The 17,158-nt window shown below is 52.6% G+C and carries 18 protein-coding genes and 1 tRNA gene; 8 read left to right on the top strand and 11 right to left on the bottom strand.

Annotated elements, in window-relative coordinates:
• Positions 1 to 7: 7 nt before the first annotated feature.
• On the bottom strand, positions 8 to 295 hold the full coding sequence (locus RJP21_RS19710) for a hypothetical protein (RefSeq protein ID WP_310860825.1): 288 nt from the start codon (positions 293 to 295) through the stop codon (positions 8 to 10).
• Positions 296 to 324: 29 nt separating this feature from the next.
• Positions 325 to 486, bottom strand: coding sequence for a DUF3934 family protein (locus tag RJP21_RS19705; RefSeq protein ID WP_081992626.1), 162 nt, complete (start codon positions 484 to 486; stop codon positions 325 to 327).
• Between the two features lie 246 nt (positions 487 to 732).
• Between RJP21_RS19705 and RJP21_RS19700 the strand changes: the two genes are divergently transcribed.
• Positions 733 to 1,311 (top strand): TetR/AcrR family transcriptional regulator, encoded by a 579-nt coding sequence (locus RJP21_RS19700; RefSeq protein WP_310860824.1) that lies wholly within the window; start codon positions 733 to 735, stop codon positions 1,309 to 1,311.
• 76 nt (positions 1,312 to 1,387) lie between these two features.
• Entirely contained in the window at positions 1,388 to 2,515 is a 1,128-nt protein-coding gene (locus tag RJP21_RS19695; RefSeq protein ID WP_310860823.1) for a cytochrome P450, read from the top strand.
• A 590-nt stretch (positions 2,516 to 3,105) separates the two neighbouring features.
• Here the strand turns inward: RJP21_RS19695 and RJP21_RS19690 are convergent.
• The gene (locus RJP21_RS19690; RefSeq protein WP_310860822.1) at positions 3,106 to 3,933 is read right to left on the bottom strand and encodes an aldo/keto reductase; all 828 of its coding nucleotides are present in this window, start codon (positions 3,931 to 3,933) and stop codon (positions 3,106 to 3,108) included.
• Between the two features lie 295 nt (positions 3,934 to 4,228).
• On the opposite strand from RJP21_RS19690, the gene RJP21_RS19685 reads away from it, so the two are divergent.
• The 3 genes from RJP21_RS19685 (at position 4,229) to RJP21_RS19675 (ending at position 5,786) form a co-directional block, all read left to right on the top strand.
• Positions 4,229 to 4,651 (top strand): hypothetical protein, encoded by a 423-nt coding sequence (locus tag RJP21_RS19685; protein WP_310860821.1) that lies wholly within the window; start codon positions 4,229 to 4,231, stop codon positions 4,649 to 4,651.
• Positions 4,652 to 4,829: 178 nt separating this feature from the next.
• The gene (locus tag RJP21_RS19680; protein ID WP_310860820.1) at positions 4,830 to 5,027 is read left to right on the top strand and encodes a hypothetical protein; all 198 of its coding nucleotides are present in this window, start codon (positions 4,830 to 4,832) and stop codon (positions 5,025 to 5,027) included.
• A gap of 156 nt (positions 5,028 to 5,183) precedes the next feature.
• Positions 5,184 to 5,786, top strand: coding sequence for a nucleotidyltransferase domain-containing protein (locus tag RJP21_RS19675; protein WP_310860819.1), 603 nt, complete (start codon positions 5,184 to 5,186; stop codon positions 5,784 to 5,786).
• A gap of 69 nt (positions 5,787 to 5,855) precedes the next feature.
• Here the strand turns inward: RJP21_RS19675 and RJP21_RS19670 are convergent, their stop codons facing one another.
• A complete protein-coding gene (locus RJP21_RS19670; RefSeq protein ID WP_310860818.1) occupies positions 5,856 to 6,050 on the bottom strand; it encodes a hypothetical protein in 195 nt (64 codons plus the stop codon).
• Positions 6,051 to 6,154: 104 nt separating this feature from the next.
• Positions 6,155 to 6,228: transfer RNA gene (locus RJP21_RS19665), tRNA-Pro, on the bottom strand.
• Positions 6,229 to 6,577: 349 nt separating this feature from the next.
• Here RJP21_RS19665 and RJP21_RS19660 point away from each other — a divergent pair.
• Entirely contained in the window at positions 6,578 to 6,739 is a 162-nt protein-coding gene (locus RJP21_RS19660) for a hypothetical protein (RefSeq protein ID WP_160045194.1), read from the top strand.
• 148 nt (positions 6,740 to 6,887) lie between these two features.
• Here RJP21_RS19660 and RJP21_RS19655 read toward each other — a convergent pair whose 3' ends face one another.
• On the bottom strand, positions 6,888 to 7,709 hold the full coding sequence (locus RJP21_RS19655) for an MBL fold metallo-hydrolase (protein WP_310860817.1): 822 nt from the start codon (positions 7,707 to 7,709) through the stop codon (positions 6,888 to 6,890).
• Between the two features lie 262 nt (positions 7,710 to 7,971).
• On the opposite strand from RJP21_RS19655, the gene RJP21_RS19650 reads away from it, so the two are divergent.
• Complete coding sequence (locus RJP21_RS19650) at positions 7,972 to 11,118, top strand: ATP-binding protein (protein ID WP_310860816.1); 3,147 nt, start codon at positions 7,972 to 7,974, stop codon at positions 11,116 to 11,118.
• A 178-nt stretch (positions 11,119 to 11,296) separates the two neighbouring features.
• Here the strand turns inward: RJP21_RS19650 and RJP21_RS19645 are convergent, their stop codons facing one another.
• From RJP21_RS19645 to modA, 4 genes are all read right to left on the bottom strand, one after another.
• Entirely contained in the window at positions 11,297 to 12,451 is a 1,155-nt protein-coding gene (locus RJP21_RS19645) for a response regulator (RefSeq protein ID WP_310860815.1), read from the bottom strand.
• An 87-nt stretch (positions 12,452 to 12,538) separates the two neighbouring features.
• Entirely contained in the window at positions 12,539 to 12,811 is a 273-nt protein-coding gene (locus RJP21_RS19640) for a hypothetical protein (protein WP_310860814.1), read from the bottom strand.
• 223 nt (positions 12,812 to 13,034) lie between these two features.
• Complete coding sequence (gene modB, locus RJP21_RS19635) at positions 13,035 to 13,733, bottom strand: molybdate ABC transporter permease subunit (protein ID WP_160045199.1); 699 nt, start codon at positions 13,731 to 13,733, stop codon at positions 13,035 to 13,037.
• A gap of 15 nt (positions 13,734 to 13,748) precedes the next feature.
• Positions 13,749 to 14,606, bottom strand: coding sequence for a molybdate ABC transporter substrate-binding protein (gene modA, locus RJP21_RS19630; RefSeq protein ID WP_310860813.1), 858 nt, complete (start codon positions 14,604 to 14,606; stop codon positions 13,749 to 13,751).
• Positions 14,607 to 14,866: 260 nt separating this feature from the next.
• Between modA and RJP21_RS19625 the strand changes: the two genes are divergently transcribed.
• Positions 14,867 to 15,811 (top strand): substrate-binding domain-containing protein, encoded by a 945-nt coding sequence (locus RJP21_RS19625; RefSeq protein WP_310860812.1) that lies wholly within the window; start codon positions 14,867 to 14,869, stop codon positions 15,809 to 15,811.
• 162 nt (positions 15,812 to 15,973) lie between these two features.
• Here RJP21_RS19625 and RJP21_RS19620 read toward each other — a convergent pair whose 3' ends face one another.
• Positions 15,974 to 16,843, bottom strand: coding sequence for an EamA family transporter (locus tag RJP21_RS19620; protein ID WP_160045202.1), 870 nt, complete (start codon positions 16,841 to 16,843; stop codon positions 15,974 to 15,976).
• Between the last annotated feature and the right edge of the window lie 315 nt (positions 16,844 to 17,158).

Below are 17,158 nucleotides of genomic sequence, written 5' to 3'. Positions count from 1 at the left end.
CATCCTCTTATTTCCCATTATACTCCGCGTTGGCTTGATCCAGCATGGACTTCCAGTCTATGAAGTCGGTCTCTCTGAAGATATGCCGATCAAACAGCTCGTCAGGGATGTTGTCGATGTCTTCATACGTCTGGATTTGGAAGCTGCCCTTCTCTACAAACTCCCCAAAACTGTTGAAAGAAGAATGCTTCCGCATAAACGACGCATTAAACAATTCGTTCAGCGGTACATGATTCGGATCTTCCTGAACCATTTTTTGGCCTTGCAGCTCTTTTAGCAGATCGTCAAATGACATTGGTTTATGCTTTCTCAGAATACCACTCCTTATATAGGTCCATCGCCTGTGGCTTCACCGGTTTTTTTCGTCCCCTTACTGGTATAAGGCTTCGGGGCGCTTTTGATCCGGCGGGCTTTAGCATCCCAGCGGGTCCAGCCTTTCTTGCCCGTTCCCCTGCCTGTTCCGCCCTTGCCTTTTGATTTGCTCAAGTGATCACTCCGTTACCGTATAGTGTTCTTGGTATAGTCATATCCAATTCCGCTGATGAATGAACCAGCATGTTGAAATATACACCACTACGGTCCATATGTACATGATACGCACGGAAAGCAAATCATCGGACCTATTCTACTTCATGTTAACCTATTTGACTAATTTTTCCCAGCATGGTATCTTATTTTTGAACTGACCAGTCAGATTAACGGATTTGATTTTGCAGGAAAGGTAGATTGAGCTTGAGCAAAGACAAAATTATAAGCGCCGCCATCGAAGTGTTCTCCGAAAACGGCTACCATCGCGCGAGCATGGATGAGATCGCCCTGAGGGCCCAGGTGGCCAAAGGAACGCTTTACTACAATTTTCCGGGGAAGTCCGAACTTTTCAAAACGGTCGTCAAGCAAGGCTTCGAGGATATTATGCAGCGGACCCAAGCCGACCTGTACGCCCCCCTTCCGATCAAGGAGCAGATTTTGCGGATCATCCGCCATCATCTGGATTTGTTTTTGGAATCGCGCCATTTTTCGCATATCGTGTTTAACGAGCTTTCGAACGGAATCGAGCAGGATGTCTTGGATGAGCTGAAGCAGCTCCGGCGGGAGCATCTCCGTTTTTTGGCGGCAATCTTGGAAGAAGGCAAATGCGATGAAAACCTGATCCGCGACGTGGACGCCAATTTGGCGGCGGCAAGCATCATCGGTACGCTGGAAAGCACCTGCAACTATTACCTGAACCATCCGGATGAATACACCCGGGACGATTTGGAGCATTTTGTCTTTACGATCATTACCCAAGGCCTGTTTATCTCCATTGATTAGCAAGGCCTTCTTTTTTTCATGACCAAAAACTGACCAGTCAGTTCAAAAATCACAAAAGAAAGTGACGGTGCTACGTATGGAATGGAATAAAAACGGTTTGCTGCCTTTGGATTGGTTCAAGCAAATGCGCAGCAACTCCCCGGTCGTTCAGTCGGAAGGCAACGGAATCTGGAACGTTTTTAAATACGAGGACGTTAAATACGTCTTCACAAATTACGAAATCTTCTCTTCCCAAGGGTCTCCGTCCTCGGAAGATCCGCTCGAATCGAGCATTTTGCGCCAGGACCCGCCGAAGCACCGCCAGCTGCGCAAGCTGGTCTCACAGGCTTTTACCCCGCGCGTGATCGAGTCCCTCGCACCGAAAATCCAATCCATCGCGGACTCCCTGCTTGACGAAGCCGAACAAAAGGGCCGGATGGACGCGATCGCGGATTTGGCGAGCCCGCTTCCGATTACCGTCATTGCCGAAATGCTCGGCGTATCCATAGAGCACAGGGAAACATTCAAGGCATGGTCGGACGCCCTCGTCGGCGATCATCCCGATGCCTATTATGCCTGCCAGCGGGAGATGGGCGCCTATTTTGCGGATATCGCCGAGGACCGCAGACGTCATCCGCAGGACGATTTGATTACGAAGCTGGTGCAGGCCCGCATCGAAAACGAACATTTAACCGAAATGGAGATCATCGGATTTTGCATCCTGCTGCTCGTGGCCGGCAACGAAACGACGACCAACCTGATCTCCTCGGCCATGCTGGCCATCGACAGCCTGCCGGAGGTGCGCTCGCAGCTGCTTGAAGACCCCGGATTGATTCCGGGCGCCATCGAGGAAACGTTCCGATATTTCTCCCCGGTGCAGCTGATGTTCCGCCATGTCAAGCAGGATACCGAACTGCGCGGGCAAAAGCTGAAGCAAGGGCAATTCGTCCACATATGGATGGCATCGGCCAACCATGATGAGGAAGTGTTCGAGCAGCCGGAACGATTCGATATTCACCGGAATCCGAATCCGCATCTGGGTCTGGGCAGCGGCATCCATTACTGCCTCGGTTCCCAGCTCGCCCGGCTGGAATCGAAAATCGCCGTCGAAACGCTGCTAAGACGTTTCCCGGATTTCCGCCGCGACCGTTCCGCAGAGCTTGTACGCCAGGAAAGCACGATGATGTTTGCGCTTAAGGAACTGCCGATTATATTAAAATCATGAAACAAATAATCGGCGGGTGGATGGGATATGCGATCGATCCGCTGCAAAACCGGTGGGGCGCATTGAGGGCAGGCTTGATTATGGGGGCCTGTGGGGGATTTGGCATATCATTCCGCTCATTGAGGCCCATCATCCTCCATTGTGGATCGCTTGCTGGTTCCTTGGCACCGTAGCGGCAAGGGTCATTATCGTCTGGGTGTTTAACAATACGGGAAAAAGCATGTTTGGGGCCATTATCATCCACGCGCTGTTGAACGTTATCGATACGTTTTTTGCCGAATTACGATGTGAGTTACGTTCCCGGCATGACCGGAATATGGACCGCCATCGCAGCTTGTATCGCTGTATTCCTGTGGGGTTCCAAAACATGGCCAAGTACAGGTACCTTGATGCCATTCACTCTCCCAAAAAAACCTTGCCTCCGCTCCCGAGGCAAGGTTTTTTTGGGCGACAGAACCGCTGCGCATGCTTCGGTTGAAGGGGATCCCGCATGCACATATTCCCCGGCTAGATGTAAAATAACAAATAAATCGCGCCCCTGCCAAGAAGCAGGAGGACGCGATTTTAGGTTCACGTTATTAACCGTGCATTTAAAAATTGAAATTGTCCGGGTCGGCTCCGAACCGGCGGTTTTCGTTCAAACCGTTGATTTGCTCCATGTCTTCCGCCGTCAATTCGAAATCAAAAATGTCCGCGTTTTCGACGATCCGTTTCGGATTGATGGACTTCGGAATCGTGACGATTTCATTTTGAATATCCCAACGAAGGATCACCTGTGCCGTGGACTTGCCGTATTTCGCGCCGATGTTCTTCAGCACTTCGTTGTCCAGCAGATGCCCTTGCGCCAGCGGAGCCCAAGCCTCGATCTGGATGCCCTGCGATTTGCAGTATTCGCGAAGCTCGGCCTGGTTCAGCAGCGGATGCAGCTCCACCTGGTTGACGGCAGGTTTCACATTCGCATCTTTCATTACATCCTCCAAGTGATGGATATGGAAATTGGATACGCCGATCGAACGGACCCGGCCGTCCTGCTGCAGCTTCTCGAGCGCCCGCCAAGTCTCTTTATATTTCCCTTTTACCGGCCAGTGCACCAGGTAGAGGTCCACGTAATCGAGTCCAAGCTTGGTGATGCTTGTTTCAAAAGCTTTAAATGTGCTGTCATATCCTTGATCCGAATTCCACACTTTGGTCGTAATAAACAATTCCTCGCGCGGAACACCCGACTCCCGAATCGCTTGCCCTACGCCTTCCTCGTTGCCGTAAAGCGCAGCCGTGTCAATGCTCCGGTAGCCGCTAGCTATCGCGGTTTTGACGGAATCAACCACTTCTTGGCCTTCCTGCACCTTGTATACGCCCAGTCCAAACCATGGCATGGAATGACCGCTGTTCAAGGTTACCGTAGATTGAAGATTTTTCATCAAAAGACGCCTCCCTCGGTTTATTCGAATGGGCGTTCATAAACACCCAAGTACAACCCAAGATAAACCAGTGGCAGGTTAAAGTCAAAGGAAGCGGGGGATTAACGGAAATACGGTTCCGGTATTCGCCCGCTCATCGATGGCCCTCCTGCATCGTTTGTGTCGTACAACTTTGATTATATTGACTCATCTACCGAAAAGCTTGAAAAAATAGAAACAAACTGCAAATATTAGATGAGTTGCCAAAAAATTATCGCGACGATCAACATCGTATCGTTGAAGGGAGCCTAAAAACATGCCGAGAAGCTTAAAAGACGACGTGATCTCTACAGCAGAAAGTTTTGCCGCCAATTTCGCGGACCGCGGGAATTTTGATTTTAGCGTGGAAAGCCTGCGCCCGCTGGATGATCTTTTGGATGAAATCAGCGATTTTGTAACGGATGACGAACATTTGGATTCCGTATGCTCCATGGCGGGATGTTATGTTTTTGAGGTGGCCAGGCGGAATTACGGCGGGGAGTACTATTGGGCTGCGGAGAAAGAGCAACCCGTTCTGATTACCGGAGAGCCCGCTTTTTCGATCTCGATCTTCGCCTTTGACAAAGTGAGAGGAAGGCTCGCGAACGGAAGCGAGGACGATATCCCTTTTTACTTTGAGGGGTACGTCCAAGCTGTGGAGGAAGGAAAAAAGACGGGGTATAACGCGACAATCGTGTAGGAATTTTCAGCATGCGGTTACGAACGACGTTCCACAAGCGTTAACTATATAGAACGAACTAAAGAAATGAAGGTTATAGAGCCGCATCGGGCCCTTTTAACAGGAAGTTCGATGCAAATTTCAGTTCAATCTATATAAAAGGGAACTTTTTCAGAAACCTCGCAAGGAGGCCTTTATAATGAATAATGTATTCTTTTTTATCAATATGATTAGAAACATCCTCATGAACTTTTTTCAGGAAGCGATTTGGGTGGCCGGATTCTTTTTCCTGCTGAACAAGACGTTCGACAACCGCAAGCTGAAGCAATTCTCCAAAATCACGCTTATCATCGTTTGCGTTTTTCTTTTTATTTTCTCGGTTTTAAGAAGTGTTTAGTCACAGGCCTCTGCCATGGAGTTGGTTCACCGGCCTTGAGCGCAAACGCAATGATTTGCTAAATTCAACGGAAACCTGTTGCAGATTCATAACGGCATGAAGTGAATTGCATTCCAAAAATACATTGGCATAATCCGTGCCTTGGAGGAAACGAACATGATCCATGCAAAAGAACTTGGCGGCATCGAATCGCTTATGGCTTCCTTCCAAAAACCTTGGTTCATTGCCGGGGGCTGGACGATCGATTTGGCCGTCGGGGAAGCGACGCGAAGCCATAAAGATATGGACATTTGCATTTTCAGAGAGGATTTGGCGTATGCGTTAAGTTTTTTCAATGATTGGGACATTAACGTGGCCATCCCCGGCCAACATCGGCTGGAGCCTGTCCGTCATTTGGGGGACGTCGAACCGCCGCGATATTGCCTTCACCTGTTCAAAGGGGCGGCGTTTCTGGAGATTCTTTTGACCGAACGCAGCGATGAACACGTCATTTTCCGGAAGGACCGGACCGTGACCATGCCGATCGGCGACTTTGCGATGGGAAGCTTGACGCGGCCATTCGTCAACCCGGCTTGGCAGCTGCTGTTCAAAAGCCTGAGCACGCGGCCGGAAGACGAGCATGATTTTAACGTCTATTTGGAGCGCAGCCGCGACCGGAAATCGAAAAAGTGGCTGCTTGAACAAATGATCCGGGTGGGCGGAAACAGGACGTGGATGGATGCGCTGAGGGATGATTTGGAACGGGAGAAACGGGCATAAACAAACCTCCGGATCCTTACAGCCTCAAGCCCATTGAACATCGGTGCGGCACTAGAATGAGGCGGTATTTTAACTGGCATATTTAAACGTACAGACTTTCCTCATGTACCGCTCGCCCCCGATTTTCACGCTCTCTTCCGTGATCTCCGCGATTCGCCCGGCCCCGACGAGCTCATTCCCGATAAAAACGACGATCGGTACGCGCTCGGTCATCGCGGTATAAAGGTGCAGCGAAGACGTCAGCGGCTTCATAAAACGGCTCATTTCAATCACCTCGCTGCCTAAATTCTACCATACATAGAAAAAGCGTTCACTAAAAGCCGAAACTTTTAGTGAACGCTTTTTCCTGGTTTCTGCATGGAACTCAATCGGAGTAGCGGGATTCGAACCCACGGCCTCACCCACCCCAAGGGTGCGCGCTACCAGACTGCGCCATACCCCGACGTTCGCGGAGCCTGCATAGGCTTACAATCTAATTATATGCAACCTGTTCCATTTATTTCAACAACAAAATGAATGTTTCGCAAAATCTCCCAACGGGTATTTGTAACAAAACGTTAGCGCTTTCAAAATGAACTTGTGAACGTTTTATGAAGTCCGGAACCAGGTCCAGGGAAAAACGTTATATAAGATAGCGGTTACAAAATGATCTCGTCTGCCTGTTCGTTTATAAGAAAAACGTCCATCGACGCACTTTAGACAGACCGCGATTAGCGGAAATTTCCCTTGCGATAAAGGCATGTGAAGGCTCCAGAACTTACACTTTCTAATTTGAAGCCAAAGGAGGTGAAATGATGAAATCAAGGCAGATGCATTCCGTCGTCGCGGCAGTCATGACCCTCAGCATTCTGATTGTGGGTTGCGCCGAAGCCAAACGGGCCGAGCAGCCTCCCAAAGCATCCGTGAAGCCGCCTCGAAGCGAGTCTGCCCAGCCCAGCAGCCAAAAATGCTGAGTGCATATTCGTTTCCGCTCCAATGGCTTCTTTTCAAGCTGAGACCCCAAAATGATCGGCTCCTTCTCTACTCCTCCAGCCGCACCCTAATCATGGCCAAGTTATTTGCAAAAAAGCCGATGCTTTTCGCATCAGATGTGGCGTCAGATCACGGAAGTTCAAGAATCATGCCGTCGTAAGCGACCTGGATGCCGTGAGGCGTAAATATGTCCACCAAATCCGAATGAGACAGCTGCCCGTTATGGGAAAAATGGGTGACGACGATTTGCGCGTCCGGCTTCAGGATCCCGTACTCCTCAAAACGCTGTTTGGTTTCCAATACGGCATCGACGTTCATATGGCTTTGCCGGTAGTTGATTTGCCCGACCGTGCATTCGAGAATGGCCAAATCCAGCCTTTTCCCTTGAAGCCATTGCCACGTTTCCTCCGGGAACCAGCCGCTGTCATGACCGTAAAGCAAGGTTTTGCCGTCTTTTTCGATGTAATAAAGCAAACAGGTTTCGTTCGGATCATGGCTGGCCGGAAGAGGCACGACAACCGCCGTCTGCAGCTGCGTTCGTTCAAACGGCCGGAGTCTGTGCAAATTGTATTTGCCCTGCGCTCCTCCGTTCGTGTCCAGCGCCTGTTTGATCCGCAGAAGAACCGCGTCGTTCCCGTACACCTCGATCGGATGATCGGCAGAACGCGCATATCCTGGAAGTCTTGCAACCAAATCGTCGGCATACAAGTGATCGGAATGGGAATGGGTAAAAATAAGATCCTTGATTTTTTCCAAATCCAGCCTGTCGCGAATCATGTGCATAAACGTATCCGGCGGAAAGTCGATTTTCAGTTCATCATCCAGCATCACCGAAGTACGGGAGCGGATCTCTTTGCCGCCTTCCTCCACTGCTTTCACGCAAAGCGGGCAACGGCAAAACAACGAAGGAATTCCTTCGAACGCCGCCGTGCCCAGAAACCGAATCTTCATGTTTTCAGCTCTCCCTTATTCAGGATCCATATCTTTCCTTTCCCATTATCGACGAAGAATCCCCATCCGTCCAGAGCGCAATCGTTGAAATGGATGTATCCTTTCCGAAAGCTGAAGCGAGCCCGAGAAGTCTTCCTTCGTAAAAAAGAAGACGGTGCTCTAGATGGACAGACGGAACCGCGAATCATGTCGTATAATAGAATGTACTTTGACAACATGAACTCGCCTGACGACGACTTTATAACAGGGACGATACATATTAATGAAAAAAACGGTCGTATTTTTGCTGTACATCGCGCTGCTCATTTGTGCAAGAATGCTTTGGTCGGATGCATTCGGAACCGAGGAACAGCCTAAAGTGCAGCAGGGTGTTCTCGACTTGCGCGAGGCCCAGTTGGATAACAGGCATTCCATCGTACTGGACGGGGCGTGGGAGTTTTACCCGAATCGGCTGATCTCCGACAGCCGGCAGGCCGAACAGGCCAAGGATGAGCGCCGCTATATTCAAGTTCCCGGCGATTGGAGTTCCGCTTGGAACGATAAAAACGGTTCGTCGTTCGGTTACGGAACCTACAGGCTCCGCATTCTTGTGGATCAACCGCTGGACCAGCCTTACGAACTGTGGGTCAAGGAGATTAAATCTTCCTCCGTTGTCATCGTCAACGGAAAACCTATGGGCGGCTTCGGGAAACCTGCTGCAACGGGCAAAGAGTATATTCCGGAGCTCGTATCTTTCACCAACACCATCACTCCAAATCAGCAGAACGTGATCGATATCCTGATCCAATCCGCCAACTACGACGATCCTACCACCGGGGGGATTATCGAGTCTATGCGGTTTGGCACGCAGGCGGCGATCGATTTTCAGTGGTGGTATTCGATCGGTTTTCAGCTGGTCGTTTTTATGATCCTGCTGCTTCATGCGCTGTACGCCGGCATTATGTATATCATCAACCCCAGGGAGAAGCTGCTTCTGGCTTTCGTTCTGCTGCTTATATTTGCAGGGCTGACGGTGGTGTCGGATCATGAATACGTGCTTTTGCGCTGGCTCCCCCTCAATTACACGTGGATGCTGAAGATCCGGATTCTGTCCTATTTGGGCATAACGTTCTGCATGCTGCTGATGGGAAGAAGTTTTTCCGGGCAAACCCGGCGGGGCCCTCTGTTTGTCGGATATGTCGGCGCCAGTGCCCTGTACTGCGCGTTTTTGCTTATTGCTCCGGCAAACCTGGTGCATTTATCAAGGACCTATCATGTCTTTGGCGTGCTGTACCTGCTGCCTACGTTCTGGTTTTTCTTCCTGATCGGCAAAATGATGCGCCAAAAGCAAAAGGATGCTTTTCTGATCCTGCTCGCGGCGGCCAGCGTCATATCCAACATTTTATGGGGGACGGTGAATTTCGATTGGAATTTCACTCCCATTTATTATCCGGTCGACATTTTGGCCGCCATCGTCGGCTTTTCCGCCTATTGGTTTAAACGTTATTTCCGGAACGCGGCGGAAAACGCCAAGCTGAACGAGCAGCTGCGAAAGGCGGACGAACGGAAGGACCAGTTCCTGGCGAACACCTCGCATGAACTGCGGACGCCGCTGCACGGCATCATCAATATCGCCCAGTCGGTATTGACCCGCCAGCAGCACTCCATGGACCCAGAAAGCCTCAAGAACATGGAGCTTCTCGTCACCATCAGCCGCCGGATGTCTTATCTGCTCAGCGATCTGCTCGACGCCGTCAGATTGAAGGACCAAGGGATCGTGCTCCGTCAACGGCCGCTTCAGGTGGAGCCTGTCGTATCCGGCGTAATCAGCATGCTCGCCTACATGACGGAAGGCAAACCCGTCCGGGTCACCTCGGGGTTTCCGGAGTCGCTTCCTTCGGTGTATGCCGATGAGCAGAGGCTGACTCAAATTTTGTTCAATTTGCTTCATAATGCCATCAAGTTTACCGACGAAGGCACCATCAACATCTCGGCTGAGGCCGATGGAGGAGCGGTCGTGATCCGTGTGGCCGATACCGGGCGCGGCATCAGGCAGGATGCGCTGGAACGGATTTTTCTTCCGTACGAGCAGGGGCAAGGCGAAGACGAAAACGGCGGCATCGGACTGGGCCTCAGCATCTGCAGACAGATGGTCGAGCTTCATGGCGGCACCTTGACGGCCGAGTCCACCCCTGGCAAAGGCACGGTGTTCAGCTTTTCCCTCCCGCTGGCGGAAAGCGGCTTCGAGGCGGATGCAGAAGTTCAAAAAGCCGACAGCACCGTGCCGAAGCCGGAAGAAAACGAGTGGGACGGCATACTCGCCCGGGAAACGGCCGCAGCCGTCGAACCGGACCTTGCCAACGATCGCGCCGGCATGTATGGACATGCTTTGACCAAGGGAATACGGATTTTGATCGTAGAGGACGATCCCGTCAACTTGAGAGTTCTTACCGGCATTTTTGCAGATGAAGGCCACGAAATCCAAACGGCCTTATCGGCGAAAGAAGCGCTGCAACATCTTGAATCCTCTTCATGGGATCTGCTGATTTCCGACGTCATGATGCCGCATATGTCAGGCTATGAGCTGACGCGGATCGTCCGGGAACGGTTCAGCAGCTTCGAGCTGCCCATCCTGCTGCTGACCGCCAGAAGCCGGCCGGAGGACATTTACGCCGGATTTGTCGCCGGGGCAAACGATTATGTGGCGAAGCCGGTGGATGCACTGGAGCTGAAATACCGGGTACTTTCTTTAGGGACGCTCAAAAAATCGGCCGAAGAAAGGCTCCGGATCGAAGCCGCTTATCTGCAGGCCCAAATCCAGCCGCACTTCCTGTTCAATACGATCAATTCGATTATGTCGCTAAGCGAAATCGATCTGGATAAAATGCGGGATTTGGCCGATGCGTTTACCTCGTATTTGCGGATCAGCATCGATTTTCTGAATTCGGAACAGGTCGTTCCCCTTTCCCATGAACTGGATCTGGTCCAGTCCTATCTTTACATCGAGAAGGAACGTTTCGGGCCGCGGCTGGAGGTCGTATGGAATGTCGATCCGGACATTTCGCTGTTCATTCCGCCGCTGACGCTGCAGCCGCTGGTCGAAAATGCGGTGAAGCACGGCCTGCTGAGCCGGATTCAAGGCGGGACGGTAGAAATCCGGATCCGACGGGAGGAGGAAGGCACGAGGTTCGAGGTCAGGGATAACGGCAAAGGCATGTCCGAAGAGGAAGCCGCGCACCTGCTTCACCCGGATGCCGGCGGCGGCCGGATCTCCGGAGGCATCGGACTGCTGAACACGAACCGAAGGCTGAAGCAGCATTACGGGCAAGGTCTGCAGATTGAAAGCAAGCTTGGGGAAGGCACGGTCATGTCCTTCGTCATCCCGAACCATCGCGCAAGTAAAGCAAGCCAACATCCTGCGCTATCATAGGAATAGAAAAAGCAGCCTGCGACATAGAGCCGCAGGCTGCTTTTTCCTATCGTTAAGGCCATCGTTTTATATGCCGATAGCCGCGAATTCAACATCCTTCATCCGAAAGATGGGTGCGATTAGAGCTTAAGGCAGCGTTTATTATGTCTGCGCCCCTTTTGAAGCGGAAATTTTTCGTCTATGCGCCGCTTGCGACCGCCTGCTCCCATTCCTGGTACCATGCCGTCGTTTCCTCGCTTGGGGTCATGTCGTATTCGCCCTCGAACACGTCCGTCAGCTGCTGGTACAGCCTTCTGACTTCCGTGGAATTATGAAGCTCCGCATACATTTTCATCAATCCCAGATAACCGTCCTCCAAATAAGGCAACCTTCCGATCATCTGCTGGTACAGCTTCGCCGCTTCGGCATGCTGTCCAAGCCGGACGTGGCATTCCGCTACGGGTTTGGCATATTTCAGCCAGAGCAGCCGGATGCGCTCCTGCTCCGGCGCCGCCCAAATATACCGGTGCTCCTCCAGATAGTCGCCCGCGTACATGTCCAAAGTCAACAAGTGCCGGGGGAGCGTCTCGGGCGTTACCGGCGGCGCGGCGCGAAGGCTGTTTTCCCAAATGTCCACGTCTAACGCCACCTGGCCCCAAACCAGCCGATAACCTTCGTCATGGTATTTGATCTGCAGCTGGAGCCCGCTCGCCTTAATCATTTGCCTGATTTGGTAGATGGCCGTATGTAACTGTGTTGTTGCTTTCTTCATGTCTTGCTCCGGCCACAGCAAATCGATCAAGGTTTGCTTGCTCACCATTTTGTCCCGGTTATAGATCAGATATGCAAACAATTCCGGGGCTTTCAGCGTTTTCCACCGGAAGAATTGCGGCCTGCCTTCCCGATCCCGGTAATGCAGGCTTTGCAGGCAGCAAAGTATCGCTTCTCCGGTTTGTTCCTCGGCGGCATTTGCGCTATCAAGGAGCGAAAACCGCCCGATCCGGTCCAGCGTCACGGCCAGTCTCGACGGATGCACGGGCTTCAGCAAATAATCGAGCGCGTTCACTTCAAATGCTTTTACGGCAAAATCCTGGTAGGCGGTAACAAAAACGACATGCATTTGCGGATGAATTTCCAACAGCTGCTCCGCCAGCTCAAAACCGGAAAATTCCGGCATCTCGATATCCAGAAAGGCGACGTCCGGCGCCTCCTGCCCCACCGCTTCAAGCGCAGCATAAGGATTCTGGTACGCCCCAATCACCTGGATCGGAAAACCAAGCCCGCCTTGCGAATGCAGCAGTTTTTCCAATTTTAATAAAGCCAGATTTTCATCGTCGACGATCAAGACCTTCAAGGTTCTCTCCTCCTGGACAGTGCTGCTTTTCTTCTAAATATTTTAACAGCAAAGCATGCCAGGTTGCACCAAATAACTCCGGTTCGTCTATAATTCTTTTACATCGGTTTCTTCTTTCGCTTCCTCCGGGATGACCAAGCAATTCTCCCAATCCTCCATGGTCATAAACCCCCGCCGGACGAGGGCGAAGATCGTGTTGGTCGTGCAATACCATTCCAAATCGGACACTTTCGGAGAACGGTCTTTTATATTCGACACGGCTCCCTCATATGTCCAATATCCGCCCTGTCTCCAGCGGACGAGTTTTCCTCCATGCGTTTGCGCCTTGTTCAGCGCCTCTTGTTGTATTTCGGATAACATCAATTTATCACCACACAAATCCTTTTCTAATGTTCTGCCGTGTAACGGCCGATGGAATAACCCTTTCCCCCATTTCAGCGAGTATATATCCATTTAACTATAAAGCTCTGAATATATTCTGAAAAAGGGACGGGGAGGATGGGAAAAAAGGCTTGATTCGGTGCACCACCAAATCAAGCCTTTTTATGCCTTTAGACTATGGCAGCATTTTCGCTGCGCCCGACTAGATTGTTTTGGATGCCGCCGAAGCGCGGTTTGCATCGGCCGGGTTCCGGCGTCCGGTTAACGACAGCATCAGGAACGAAATGACGATGATCGCCCCGGTCCATGCCCATGCCATCGGCGTATTGCCCGCATCCACCGCCACATAGATCGCCGTCGGAATCGTCTGGGTTTTGCCCGGAATGTTGCCCGCGATCATCAACGTCGCCCCGAACTCGCCGAGTCCGCGCGCAAAGCCGAGGATAAAGGCGGTGCCGACCGAATGGACGGCAAGCGGAAGCGTAATGTATCGGAATACCTGCCATTCGCTTGCACCGCTCGCGCGCCCGGCGTTTTCCAGCTCGGGATCGACGGCGGCGAATCCGTTTTTCATCGTTTGGTATACGAGCGGAAAGGAAACGACCACCGCCGCGATGACGGCAGCCCACCAGGAAAAGATAATCGGCGCGTCGAACAGCCATTCTACGGCCTGTCCGATCCAGCTTTTCCGCCCCAGCAGCACAAGGAGCAAAAAGCCGACCACCGTCGGGGGAAGCACCAGCGGCAGCATCAAAACGGTCTCCAGCACGCTTTTTCCTTTGAACGTTTTTCGCGCCATCCACCAGGCCGCCGCAGCGCCCAGGACGAGAACGATCACGCTCGACAGCAGCGCCGCCTCCAGGGAAATACGGACGGGCGGCCAAAAGTCATGCCAGCTCATAAGCGCACATCCTTTTTACTCCGGAACGGAAAAGCCGTATTTAACGAAAACGTCAAGCGAAGCCTCGGACTGCAAATATTCGTAAAAATCTTCCGCTTCCTTCGCATGTTTGGTCGCTTTGACGATGCCCGCCGGATATTCGACCGTCGAATAGGTGCCTTGATCCACCGTAAACGCGATTTTGACTTTGGACGAAGACAAAGCATCCGTCTTGTACACGAACCCGGCGTCGGCATTGCCGGTTTCGACGTATTGCAGCACCTGACGCACGTCTTTGGCCTGTACGAGTTTCGGCTGAAGCGGTTCCCACAGCTTCGAATTCGTCAGCGCTTCCTTGGCGTAATTGCCTGCCGGAACGCTTTCCGGGATGCCGATCGCAACCTTTTTGACGTCCGCATTGCCGAGATCCGCGATGCTTGCGACCGGGTTGGCCGAATCCGCCGGCACGACGGCGACCAGCTCGTTTTTCAGAAGGGTTTTCACCTTGCCGTCGGCCATAAGCCCCTGCTCGACAAGCGGCTTCATGTTTTTGACCGCGGCGGAGAGGAACAGGTCCGCAGGCGCCCCCTGCTCGATCTGTTTCTGCAGCGCGCCGGAACCGCCGAAGTTGAAATTCAGCTCCACATCGGGATGGGCCAGCTCATAGGCCTTTTTGATTTCCTCAAGCGCATCGGTCATGCTTGCCGCGGCGGAGATCGTCAGGTCGGTCTTGGCCGCCTGCTTCGCATCCGATACCGCCTGATCCGTCCCCTTGCCCGCGGTTCCCGCAGCGCCGTCCGTTTGGGTGGCTGCCCCGCCCCCGCAACCTGCCGCAAGCAGCATGACCATCATGATCATAAATAAAACCAGACTGTTTCGATAATTAATCCGCATGTCAGCACTCCAAATCATTATATTTAGTTATAAATAGTTATAATTGATATAAATTATACCTAGATATTCCTGGCGTTGTAAACCGGATTCGGAAAAGTTTCACAAACCGTCAAAAGTAGGTCTTCGGAGAAGTTCCATCGGTTTGTCCGGCAGGTACGGCAGGATGAAGCATGTTCTTTGGCCTTCCGCGTGTTACAATGAAAGAAGCTAGTGCGGCGTTGCCGCCAAACGAGCGCCTGTTTCGAATAAGGAGGATTTCCATGTCGAGCGATATATCCTATACCACCGAAGAAATCGCCAAAATGCTGAAAATATCCAAGCTCACCGTTTACGACCTGATCAAAAAAGGCGAACTTCCGTCCTACCGGGTCGGCAAGCAGATGCGCGTCGACGCGGCGGACCTCGATGCTTACAAGCAGCGGGCCAAGGGCATCAAAGCCGTTCCCCAGCCCGTCCAAGCGGCGGATCCGCTTCATCACGGAGCGTCCTTGAGCGGCGTTCGCCCTTTGGTCGTGACGGGACAGGATATCAGCCTGGACATTTTGGTCAAATATATGGAAAAAGGCGTTGCCGGCATCCGGCCGCTACGGGCGTATGTCGGCAGCCTGGACAGCCTGATCGCAATGTACCGCGGGGAATCGGACATCGTCAGCACCCATCTGCTGGACGGCGATACCGGGGAATACAACATTCCGTACATCCGCAAGCTGCTCGTCGGTTTTCCCTGCATGGTCGTGAACCTGCTATCGAGAAACGCCGGTCTTTACGTGCAAAAAGGCAATCCGCTCGGGCTTTCCGGCTGGTCCGATCTCGCCCGTCCCGGGCTGCGGATGGCAAACCGCGAAAAAGGCTCCGGCGCCCGCGTCCTGTTGGACGAGCAGCTGCGCCTGCACGGCATCCGGCCGGAGCAGCTCAACGGATATGAAGAGGAGCAGACCAACCATATCGGCGTGGCGGCCAAGGTTGCGTCCGGCGACGCCGACGTCGGCGTCGGCATCGAAAAAGCCGCGGCGATCGTAGGGCAGGTGGATTTTATCCCGCTCATTCAGGAGCGCTACGATCTGGTGATGCTGAAAAAAGCGGAAAACATGGCCTGGATCGGGGCGCTGCTTGACATTTTGCGTTCGGAGGAGTTCCGGAAGGAGCTGCAAACGATCGCGGGGTACGATCTATCGCGCACGGGAGAGGTTTTGTTCGAGACGTGACCGCCTTCCTTGCTTGGTCATAAATAAAAGGAGCTGCCCGGGCGCTAAGCGACCTGCGGGACAGCTCCTTTTTCCATAATAAGAATTTAGACTTTCCGGCGTCCCCGCGAAGCACCTGAATCGGCTTCGAGGCCGTTGCCCCCGCTTTCGGGGGTTCATTCGCTATCCTTTGAGCAGCAACAAAAGCGTTCCCGCCGTCAGCAGCACCAATCCGGCCGTCGATTTCAGCGACAGTTTTTCCTTCAGGAAAACGAAGGCGAACAGCACCGTGATCAAAATGCTGAGCTTGTCGATCGGCACGACGACGCTTGCCGGTCCGTCCTGCAGCGCTTTGTAAAAACATAACCACGACAGGCCCGTCGCCAGCCCGGACAGGGTGATAAACAGCCAGCTTTTGCGGTCGATCCGTTTGATCTCTCGCTGCTTTTTTTGGGCAAACACGATCAGCCAAGCCATCAAAAGCACGACGATCGTCCGGATGGCCGTCCCCAGGTTCGACTCGACGCCCTCGATGCCGATTTTCCCCAAGATCGAGGTTAATGCCGCGAACAGCGCGGATAAACAGGCGTAAACCAGCCAGCTTCTGCGGACGGCGGAAGCCGCTTTTTCCGATTTGCTTTTCTGGATCATCATATACGTGCCGGCCGCGATGACCACCATCCCGATGGCATTGCTCCACGTCAGCCGCTCGCCGAGAAAAACAAACGCCAACATCATCGTCAGCACGTTGCTCGATTTATCCACCGGCGTGACCTTGTTGACGTCCCCAAGCTGCAGCGCCCGGAAATAACAAATCCAGGAAGCTCCCGTCGTCAAGCCGGACAGCAGGAGAAACAGCAAGCTTTTCCCGCTTAACGCCGTGATCGTGTTCTGCGACCCGACCACAAAAACCATCAGCCAGGAGAAAATCAACACGACCCACGTGCGCAGCGCGGTGGCCAAATTGGAGTCCACGTTGCGGATTCCGATTTTGGCGAGAATCGATGTGATGCCGGCGAACAGCGCCGACCCAAACGCAAAGGCAATCCACATTGCCGATCAGTCCCCCTTTGATGCCAAGATGCCGCCGATCCGAACTTTATGTACCTGACCATTCATCGTATAGCATATGGATTTTAAAGCCGCTTACTCGCCGGGAAGGCCCATAAATTCCCTGCCTCATCACCATATCAGAAACGCAGCCAAGGCAGAAGACCCCTGCCGAAAAAAAATCGCCTGCCCTTTGTCCGCCAAAATGAAGCGTGCAGCCGGACAGTCAAAAAACGACATCGTTTCCGAAAACGATAATGGCGCCCAAGCGGTAATTCGACTTCATTTTGCGCCCGAAAGCGGCTTGGCTCGAACGGT

This window comes from Paenibacillus sp. VCA1, assembly GCF_031583795.1.
In the GTDB taxonomy this organism is placed as follows: domain Bacteria; phylum Bacillota; class Bacilli; order Paenibacillales; family Paenibacillaceae; genus Paenibacillus_AQ; species Paenibacillus_AQ albilobatus.
The sequence above is the reverse complement of the archived record's forward strand: the minus strand, read 5'-3'. Positions and strand labels throughout refer to the sequence as shown.

Excerpts from the sequence above, each read along its gene's own strand:
- RJP21_RS19640 (WP_310860814.1), bottom strand. The coding sequence starts at position 12,811 with ATGTTATCCGAAATACAACAAGAGGCGCTGAACAAGGCGCAAACGCAT.
- RJP21_RS19695 (WP_310860823.1), top strand. The coding sequence starts at position 1,388 with ATGGAATGGAATAAAAACGGTTTGCTGCCTTTGGATTGGTTCAAGCAA.
- RJP21_RS19675 (WP_310860819.1), top strand. The coding sequence starts at position 5,184 with ATGATCCATGCAAAAGAACTTGGCGGCATCGAATCGCTTATGGCTTCC.
- RJP21_RS19685 (WP_310860821.1), top strand. The coding sequence starts at position 4,229 with ATGCCGAGAAGCTTAAAAGACGACGTGATCTCTACAGCAGAAAGTTTT.
- RJP21_RS19625 (WP_310860812.1), top strand. The coding sequence starts at position 14,867 with ATGTCGAGCGATATATCCTATACCACCGAAGAAATCGCCAAAATGCTG.
- modA (WP_310860813.1), bottom strand. The coding sequence starts at position 14,606 with ATGCGGATTAATTATCGAAACAGTCTGGTTTTATTTATGATCATGATG.
- RJP21_RS19650 (WP_310860816.1), top strand. The coding sequence starts at position 7,972 with ATGAAAAAAACGGTCGTATTTTTGCTGTACATCGCGCTGCTCATTTGT.
- RJP21_RS19670 (WP_310860818.1), bottom strand. The coding sequence starts at position 6,050 with ATGAGCCGTTTTATGAAGCCGCTGACGTCTTCGCTGCACCTTTATACC.
- RJP21_RS19680 (WP_310860820.1), top strand. The coding sequence starts at position 4,830 with ATGAATAATGTATTCTTTTTTATCAATATGATTAGAAACATCCTCATG.
- RJP21_RS19655 (WP_310860817.1), bottom strand. The coding sequence starts at position 7,709 with ATGAAGATTCGGTTTCTGGGCACGGCGGCGTTCGAAGGAATTCCTTCG.
- RJP21_RS19690 (WP_310860822.1), bottom strand. The coding sequence starts at position 3,933 with ATGAAAAATCTTCAATCTACGGTAACCTTGAACAGCGGTCATTCCATG.
- modB (WP_160045199.1), bottom strand. The coding sequence starts at position 13,733 with ATGAGCTGGCATGACTTTTGGCCGCCCGTCCGTATTTCCCTGGAGGCG.
- RJP21_RS19660 (WP_160045194.1), top strand. The coding sequence starts at position 6,578 with ATGATGAAATCAAGGCAGATGCATTCCGTCGTCGCGGCAGTCATGACC.
- RJP21_RS19620 (WP_160045202.1), bottom strand. The coding sequence starts at position 16,843 with ATGTGGATTGCCTTTGCGTTTGGGTCGGCGCTGTTCGCCGGCATCACA.
- RJP21_RS19710 (WP_310860825.1), bottom strand. The coding sequence starts at position 295 with ATGTCATTTGACGATCTGCTAAAAGAGCTGCAAGGCCAAAAAATGGTT.